This window comes from Isoptericola sp. NPDC057391 (assembly GCF_042668085.1).
Classification (GTDB): Bacteria; Actinomycetota; Actinomycetes; order Actinomycetales; family Cellulomonadaceae; genus Isoptericola.
This window is the reverse complement of record NZ_JBHVBO010000205.1, coordinates 1-6,994: the sequence shown is the minus strand read 5'-3', so window position 1 is coordinate 6,994 and position 6,994 is coordinate 1. Positions and strand designations below refer to the sequence as shown.

Genomic DNA, 6,994 nt, shown 5'->3' with positions numbered 1-6,994 from the left:
GGCCCGGACGATGGACGGGCCGGTGCCCGCCGCGCGGACTCCCTACACTCGCCCGGTGCGTCGTGTGCTGAGCCGTTGGGTGGATCCGTTCGTCGTCACGCTGGTCGTCGTGATGGTGCTGGGGCTGGTGGTGCCCGTCGGCCCGGGCGTGCAGCGGGTCGTCGACGTCGCGGCCGACGTCGCGGTGACGATCCTGTTCCTCGTCTACGGCGCGCGCCTCTCCACGCGCGAGGTGTGGGCGGGGCTGCGCAACTGGCGCCTGCAGGGCGGCATCCTCGTCGCCACGTACGTGCTGTTCCCGGTGCTCGGGCTCGTCGTCGCGTGGGCGATCACCCCGCTGGTCGGCGCGCCGCTCGCCGCCGGGATGCTCTACCTGTCGCTGCTGCCGTCCACGGTGCAGTCGTCGGTGGCGTTCACATCCGTGGCGCGCGGCAACGTCGCGGGCGCGATCTGCGGCGCCACGGTGTCCAACGTGCTCGGCATGGTGCTCACCCCGCTGCTGGTGCTGTGGCTCATGACGGACGCCGAGGGCGGGAGCGCCACCGCCGGCCACGGCCTCGACGGGCTGCAGACCGTGCTGCTGCAGCTGCTGCTCCCGTTCGTCGCGGGCCAGCTGCTGCAGCCGTGGGTGGGCGACCGGGTCCGGGCGCGGCGCTGGCTCACCCTGTCGGTCGACCGCGGCACGATCCTGATCGTGGTGTTCTCCGCCGTCGCGGCGGCGAGCTCCGCGGGCGTCTGGGCCGGCACCTCCGGCTGGGCGATCGTGGCGCTGCTCGTGGTGAGCGGGGTGTTCCTCGCGGTGATGCTCGGCCTCACCTGGTGGGGCGGGTCGGCGCTCCGGCTGCCGACGGAGGACCGGATCGCGCTGCTCATGTGCGGGTCCAAGAAGTCCCTCGCCACCGGCCTGCCCATGGCCAGCGTGCTGTTCCCCGTCGCCGCGGCCGGCGTCATCGCGGTGCCGGTGATCATCTTCCACCAGCTCCAGCTCGTCGTCTGCGCGGTGCTCGCCCGCCGCCTCGCGCTGCGCGACTGACACGGCCGGCCTGCGGATCAGCCGAACGCGACCCCGGTGAGCTCCTCCGACAGCGCCCACAGGCGCGCGGCGTCGCCGGCGCGGCGCAGCGGGGCCCAGGGCCGCTGCGGTCCGGGCGGGCCGCCCAGGTGCCCCGGCCACCGCGGGCCGTAGAAGCCGCCGTCGCGCGCGTCGGGCGACGCGACCGCGAGGAGCGCCGGGAGGGCTGCGCTCTCGGCGGTCCCGACGACGAGGCCGCGCGCGGAGAGCCAGCGGATGACGCGCACGTCCCGGGTGTCCCCGGCGCGGCCCACCTCCGGGCGTGCGGCCAGCAGGCTGGTCGGCGCCACCCCGGGGTGCGACACGTTGCTCGTCACGCCCCAGCCCGCGGCCCGGCTGCGGCGGGCGAGCTCGAGGCCGAACAGCCCGCACGCGAGCTTCGACTGGGCGTAGGAGCGGCGGCCGTCGTAGCGGCGCTCCGCGTTCGGGTCGTCCCAACCGATCGCGCCACGGCGGGCGGCGACGCTCGACTGCGTCGTGACCCGGGCCCCGCCCGCCCGGAGCAGGGGCAGCAGGTGGGCGGTCAGCGCGAAGTGGCCGAGGTGGTTCGTCCCGAGCTGCAGCTCGAAGCCGTCGGCGGTGACCTGCCGCTCGGGCGGGGTCATGACGCCCGCGTTGTTGACCAGCAGGTGGATCGGCTCGCCCGCGGCCGTGAGCTTCTCGCCCAGCGCGGCGACCGACGCCAGGGAGGCAAGGTCGAGCTCGTGCAGCACGAGCCGCGCCTCCGGGTGCCGTGCGCGGATCCGTTCGGCGGCCGCCTCGCCCTTGCGCGGGTTCCGCACGGGCAGGAGGACCTCCGCCCCGGCCCCCGCGAGCCGGGTCGCGACCCGCAGGCCGACGCCGTCGCTCGCGCCGGTGACCAGCGCTCGCCGCCCGGTCAGATCGGGCAGGGCGAGGTCGGGGACGGTGGGGGCGTGCTCGGTGCGTGCCATGGCTCCACGGTGCCGGACCGTCCCGAGGTCATCCAGGGTCTGGCGATCCGTGGCTGGGCGGTCCGCCCCCTAGACTGGCCGGCACGCACCGGACGACGACGTCGGGAGGTCGCGGTGGATCGCTCGGCCATCTCGGTGGCGCGCGGGGACGGGGCCCGCGCGGCAGGCGTGCGTCGTGACTCGCGCACGGTGCGGGCCGCGTACGAGCGGTTCCTCGGGACGGGCGAGCCGCCCGGCGGCATCGACCCCGTCGTCGCCGACTCCTGGCGCCGCTCCCTGCGCAGCGGCGTCGACCCGGACACCCCGCACCCGCAGGTCGCGCTCGCCGACGCCGAGCTCGCCGCCTACCGCACCGCCCACCCGCTCGCCGCCGTGATGCCCGTGGTGCGCGAGCTCGTGGTCGACGGCGCGGCCGACGACGGCCTGGTCGTCGCCGTCTCCGACGAGATCGGCCGGCTGCTGTGGGTGGAGGGGAACCGTCGCCTGCGCGGCACCGTCGACCGGGTGGGCTTCGTCGAGGGCGCGGTCTGGGGCGAGGAGAGCGTGGGCACCAACGCGCCGGGGACGGCGCTCGCGACCCGCCGCGCCGTGCAGGTGATCGGCGCCGAGCACTACGCCCGCCCCGTCCAGGAGCTCAGCTGCGCCGCCGCGCCCGTCCGTGACCCCCGCACCGGGCGGGTGCTCGGCGTCCTCGACGTCACCGGGCGGCGGGCCGCGGCGACGCACGTCGTGCTGTCCCTCGTGAAGGCCACCGTCGCCACCGTGGAGCGCGAGCTCGCGACCCGGGCCGCCACGGCGTCGGACCTGGCGTCGCACGCGGCCGGGCCGGCCCTCGTCGACCTCCGCGTGCTCGGCCGCCCCGTGCTGCGCGTGCCCGCGGGGGACCGGCCGCTGTCGCTGCGGCACGCCGAGATCCTGCTGCTGCTCGCGGAGCACCCGCGCGGCCTGGCGGCCGACGAGCTCGCGGTGCTGCTGCACCCCGGTGAGCTGTCCGACGTCACCGTGCGGGCGGAGGTCTCCCGGCTGCGGCACGTCGTGGGCGCGCTGCTCGCCGGGTCGCGGCCCTACCGGCTCGCGCGCCCCCTGCGCACCGACGCGGACGACGTCCGCGCGGCCCTCGCCACCGGCGACGTGCGCGCCGCCGTCGACGCGTACGCCCCGCTGCTGCCGCGGTCCGTCGCGCCGGGCGTCGAGCGGCTGCGCGCGGAGCTCTCGGCCGAGGTCCGCGCCGCCGTCCTGGCCGCGGGCGACCCCGACGCCCTCGACGCCTGGGTGCGCGGCGCCGACGGCGCCGACGACCACGCCGCCTGGACCCGCCTGCTCGCCGCGGCCCCCGCCGGCAGCCCGCAGGCCGTGCGGGCCCGCGCCCGCATCGCGCTGCTGGACGCCGACCTCGCCCGGTGAGGCCCGCCCGGCGGCGCCCGGCTGCAACGGGGCTGCAACCCTCGCCGTCCTACCGTCGCCGCACCGCGGCGCGACGAGGCGCCGCACGTGCGAGGAGGCAGCATGACCGTCTACGCAGCCCCCGGTCAGCCCGGGGCGGTCGCCGAGTACCGTGCGCGGTACGACCACTGGATCGGTGGCGAGTACGTGCCGCCGTCGAGCGGGCAGTACTTCGAGAACCCCAGCCCCGTCACCGGGCAGACCTTCACCGAGGTGGCGCGCGGCAACGCCGACGACATCGAGCGCGCCCTCGACGCCGCGCACGGCGCGGCGCCCGCGTGGGGGCGCACCTCCGTCACCGAGCGGGCGAACGTCCTCAACAGGATCGCGGACCGGATGGAGGCCCACCTCGAGGAGATCGCGGTGGCCGAGACGTGGGAGAACGGCAAGCCCGTGCGCGAGACGCTCGCCGCGGACATCCCGCTCGCCATCGACCACTTCCGGTACTTCGCGGGCGCCATCCGCGCGCAGGAGGGGTCGATCTCGGAGATCGACGAGGACACCGTCGCGTACCACTTCCACGAGCCGCTCGGCGTGGTCGGGCAGATCATCCCGTGGAACTTCCCGATCCTCATGGCCACGTGGAAGCTCGCCCCGGCGCTCGCGGCGGGCAACGCCGTCGTGCTCAAGCCGGCCGAGCAGACGCCGGCGTCGATCCTGTTCCTCATGGACCTCATCGGCGACCTGCTGCCGCCCGGCGTGGTCAACGTGGTCAACGGGTTCGGCGTCGAGGCGGGCAAGCCGCTGGCGTCGAGCTCGCGGATCCGCAAGATCGCGTTCACCGGCGAGACGACGACCGGGCGCCTGATCATGCAGTACGCGTCGCAGAACATCATCCCGGTGACGCTGGAGCTCGGCGGCAAGAGCCCGAACATCTTCTTCTCGGACGTCGCGTCGGCCAGGGACGACTACTACGACAAGGCGCTCGAGGGGTTCACGATGTTCGCCCTCAACCAGGGCGAGGTGTGCACCTGCCCGTCGCGGGCGCTGATCCAGGCGGACATCTACGACCAGTTCCTGGGCGACGCGCTGGAGCGCACCAAGGCCGTGAAGCAGGGCAACCCCCTGGACACCGACACGATGATCGGCGCCCAGGCCAGCAACGACCAGCTCGAGAAGATCCTGTCCTACATCGACATCGGCAAGGCCGAGGGCGCCAAGGTGCTCACGGGCGGGCACCGTGCCGAGCTCGACGGCGACCTCGCGGGCGGCTACTACGTGACGCCCACCGTGTTCGAGGGCAAGAACTCCATGCGGATCTTCCAGGAGGAGATCTTCGGGCCGGTCGTGTCCGTCACCGAGTTCGCGGACTTCGACGACGCCATGAAGATCGCCAACGACACCCTCTACGGGCTGGGCGCCGGCGTGTGGTCGCGGCAGGGGGAGACGGCGTACCGGGCCGGGCGCACCATCGAGGCCGGGCGCGTGTGGACGAACTGCTACCACGCGTACCCGGCGGCCGCCGCGTTCGGCGGGTACAAGGGGTCCGGCGTCGGGCGCGAGAACCACAAGATGATGCTCGACCACTACCAGCAGACCAAGAACCTGCTGGTCAGCTACTCGGGCCAGAAGCTCGGGTTCTTCTGAGCCGACGACGGGAGCGGACGATGAGCGACGACGCGGTCTCCCGCGTCGCCGTGACCGACGCCGCGGCCGGGCTGCTCGCCCGGCTGCGGCGTCAGCACGGCGAGCTGATGTTCCACCAGTCCGGCGGGTGCTGCGACGGGTCCAGCCCGATGTGCTACCCGGACGGCGACTTCCTGCTCGGCGACGCCGACGTGCACCTCGGGGACCTGAGCCTCGTCGACGGGCCGGACGACGCGCCCGGCGCGACGGGGGAGGAGTTCACCGTGCCGGTGTGGATGAGCCGCGCCCAGTTCGAGTACTGGCGGCACACGCACCTGACCATCGACGTCGTCCCCGGCCGCGGCGCGGGGTTCAGCGTGGAGGCGCCGGAGGGGGTGCGCTTCCTCATCCGGTCGAGGCTGCTCACCGACGCGGAGTGGGCGGGGACGCGCTGAGCCGCCGCCGACACCGGCGCCCTACCAGCCGGCGAACCGCCCGACGGCGACGAAGGCGGCGGCGAGCAGCAGGAGCACGTTGACCCACAGCTGCGCCAGCTCGCGGCGGCGGACGTGCACCGTGATCGCCAGCGCCTGCAGCACCGCGAGGCAGGTCGCGGCCGTCGGCGTGAGCCACGGCTGGACGTCGGTGGCCAGCGGGAGGACCAGCCCCAGCGCGCCCGCGATCTCCGCGAGGCCGATGAGCCGCACCACGAGGACCGGGAAGTCCTCCACCCACCCCATGGATGCGCGCAGGCGCTCGCGGCTGCGGGTCAGCTTGACGAAGCCCACCGCCAGGTAGAGCAGGGCCAGCAGCCCGGCGGCGACCCACAGTCCGATGTTCATCCGTGCCTCCTCGCGGCAGAAGCTCGTCGGCGGGGCGGCGGCGGTACCGGATGTCGTGCACGGTGCGGAGCGGCGACGCCGTCGTGCCTGCTGGGAACCTAGCGCGGGGACGTCGCCACCGGAACGACCGCGCCCGTGGTGTCGGAGGGTCGGCGCCCGATATGTTCTCCCGGTGACCCGAGAGACCCTCCCCTCCCTGTCGGCGCTGCCCGCGTGGCTCGTGCCGTCCGTGTACCTGCACTGGTCGGCCGACTGGCTGACGGAGTCCGTCGCGATCGCGACCCGCTCGCCGGAGCACCGGCTGCCGGCCGGCCCGGACGGCCCGCAGCGGGGGGACGTGGTCGTCACCGTGCTCGGCGACGCCGGCGTCGTCGCCGCCGTCGAGCTCATGGGCGCCAGCGACGGCGAGAGCTGGGTGAGCGACGACCTGTTCGGCCCGGACCGGCCGATCGTCTGGGCCGACCTGTTCGAGGGCGCCGACTCGTACACGGGCACGTCCGGCTGGCTGCCGCCCGAGCACGCCCGCCTGGTGCTCGACGGCGTCGCGGAGCAGTTCCGCGGCGGCCCGGTGCACACGCTGGACCCGGGCGACTGCGGCGCGGGCGCCACGGCCCCCGACGTGCACGCCCTGCGCATCCTCGGCCACCGCGCCGTGACGGGCTGGTCGATGCGCCGCGAGGAGCGCTGCGCCACCTGCGAGCGGTTCGTCGACGTGCACCGCATGCAGGCGCACGACGACGGCGCAGTCCGCCTCGGCACCACCACCGCCGGCGGCCGCACCCTCGAGCAGCTCGTGCGCGACGTGCACCTGCTGTGCGGCCAGTGCCACGACCTGCTGCACGCGCACACCGTGGCGTCGCAGCGGGCGCGGATGCGCCCGCAGTGCCCCGGCTGCGGCGCGCGCGGCAAGACCAAGCGGATCGTGTGGGGCATGACGTTCCAGGACGACGTGATGAACGCCGAGCCGGACGTCGTCTACGGCGGCTTCGAGGTGCCCGTGCCCACGCCCGAGTGGTACTGCACCGAGTGCCACGCGAACTTCGCGAGCAGCGTCATCGCGTCCCGCGCGCTCACCCCCGCGGACCGTGGCGGCGCCAACGCGCTGCCCGCCACCGGGTCGCTCACGGTGGTCCCCGACC

The 6,994-nt window shown here is 75.0% G+C and carries 7 protein-coding genes; 5 read left to right on the top strand and 2 right to left on the bottom strand.

Annotated elements, in window-relative coordinates:
* Positions 1 to 55: 55 nt before the first annotated feature.
* Positions 56 to 1,033 (top strand): bile acid:sodium symporter family protein, encoded by a 978-nt coding sequence (locus ACFUVW_RS18390; RefSeq protein ID WP_430572752.1) that lies wholly within the window; start codon positions 56 to 58, stop codon positions 1,031 to 1,033.
* A 17-nt stretch (positions 1,034 to 1,050) separates the two neighbouring features.
* On the opposite strand, the gene ACFUVW_RS18385 is transcribed toward ACFUVW_RS18390, so the two are convergent.
* Complete coding sequence (locus ACFUVW_RS18385) at positions 1,051 to 2,004, bottom strand: SDR family oxidoreductase (RefSeq protein ID WP_430572751.1); 954 nt, start codon at positions 2,002 to 2,004, stop codon at positions 1,051 to 1,053.
* 114 nt (positions 2,005 to 2,118) lie between these two features.
* On the opposite strand from ACFUVW_RS18385, the gene ACFUVW_RS18380 reads away from it, so the two are divergent.
* From ACFUVW_RS18380 to ACFUVW_RS18370, 3 genes are all read left to right on the top strand, one after another.
* The gene (locus tag ACFUVW_RS18380; RefSeq protein WP_430572750.1) at positions 2,119 to 3,408 is read left to right on the top strand and encodes a GAF domain-containing protein; all 1,290 of its coding nucleotides are present in this window, start codon (positions 2,119 to 2,121) and stop codon (positions 3,406 to 3,408) included.
* A gap of 102 nt (positions 3,409 to 3,510) precedes the next feature.
* A complete protein-coding gene (locus tag ACFUVW_RS18375) occupies positions 3,511 to 5,034 on the top strand; it encodes an aldehyde dehydrogenase family protein (RefSeq protein WP_430572749.1) in 1,524 nt (507 codons plus the stop codon).
* 20 nt (positions 5,035 to 5,054) lie between these two features.
* On the top strand, positions 5,055 to 5,468 hold the full coding sequence (locus tag ACFUVW_RS18370) for a DUF779 domain-containing protein (RefSeq protein ID WP_430572748.1): 414 nt from the start codon (positions 5,055 to 5,057) through the stop codon (positions 5,466 to 5,468).
* A gap of 21 nt (positions 5,469 to 5,489) precedes the next feature.
* On the opposite strand, the gene ACFUVW_RS18365 is transcribed toward ACFUVW_RS18370, so the two are convergent.
* Positions 5,490 to 5,855: a DoxX family protein gene (locus tag ACFUVW_RS18365; protein ID WP_430572747.1), complete on the bottom strand. Its 366-nt coding sequence runs from the start codon at positions 5,853 to 5,855 to the stop codon at positions 5,490 to 5,492.
* A gap of 172 nt (positions 5,856 to 6,027) precedes the next feature.
* Between ACFUVW_RS18365 and ACFUVW_RS18360 the strand changes: the two genes are divergently transcribed.
* A partial coding sequence (locus ACFUVW_RS18360; protein WP_430572746.1) for a hypothetical protein occupies positions 6,028 to 6,994 on the top strand: 967 nt, incomplete at its 3' end.

What these genes read in the sequence shown, in the direction of transcription:
- ACFUVW_RS18365 (WP_430572747.1), bottom strand. Translation starts at nt 5,855, where the DNA reads ATGAACATCGGACTGTGGGTCGCCGCCGGGCTGCTGGCCCTGCTCTAC.
- ACFUVW_RS18385 (WP_430572751.1), bottom strand. Translation starts at nt 2,004, where the DNA reads ATGGCACGCACCGAGCACGCCCCCACCGTCCCCGACCTCGCCCTGCCC.
- ACFUVW_RS18375 (WP_430572749.1), top strand. Translation starts at nt 3,511, where the DNA reads ATGACCGTCTACGCAGCCCCCGGTCAGCCCGGGGCGGTCGCCGAGTAC.
- ACFUVW_RS18370 (WP_430572748.1), top strand. Translation starts at nt 5,055, where the DNA reads ATGAGCGACGACGCGGTCTCCCGCGTCGCCGTGACCGACGCCGCGGCC.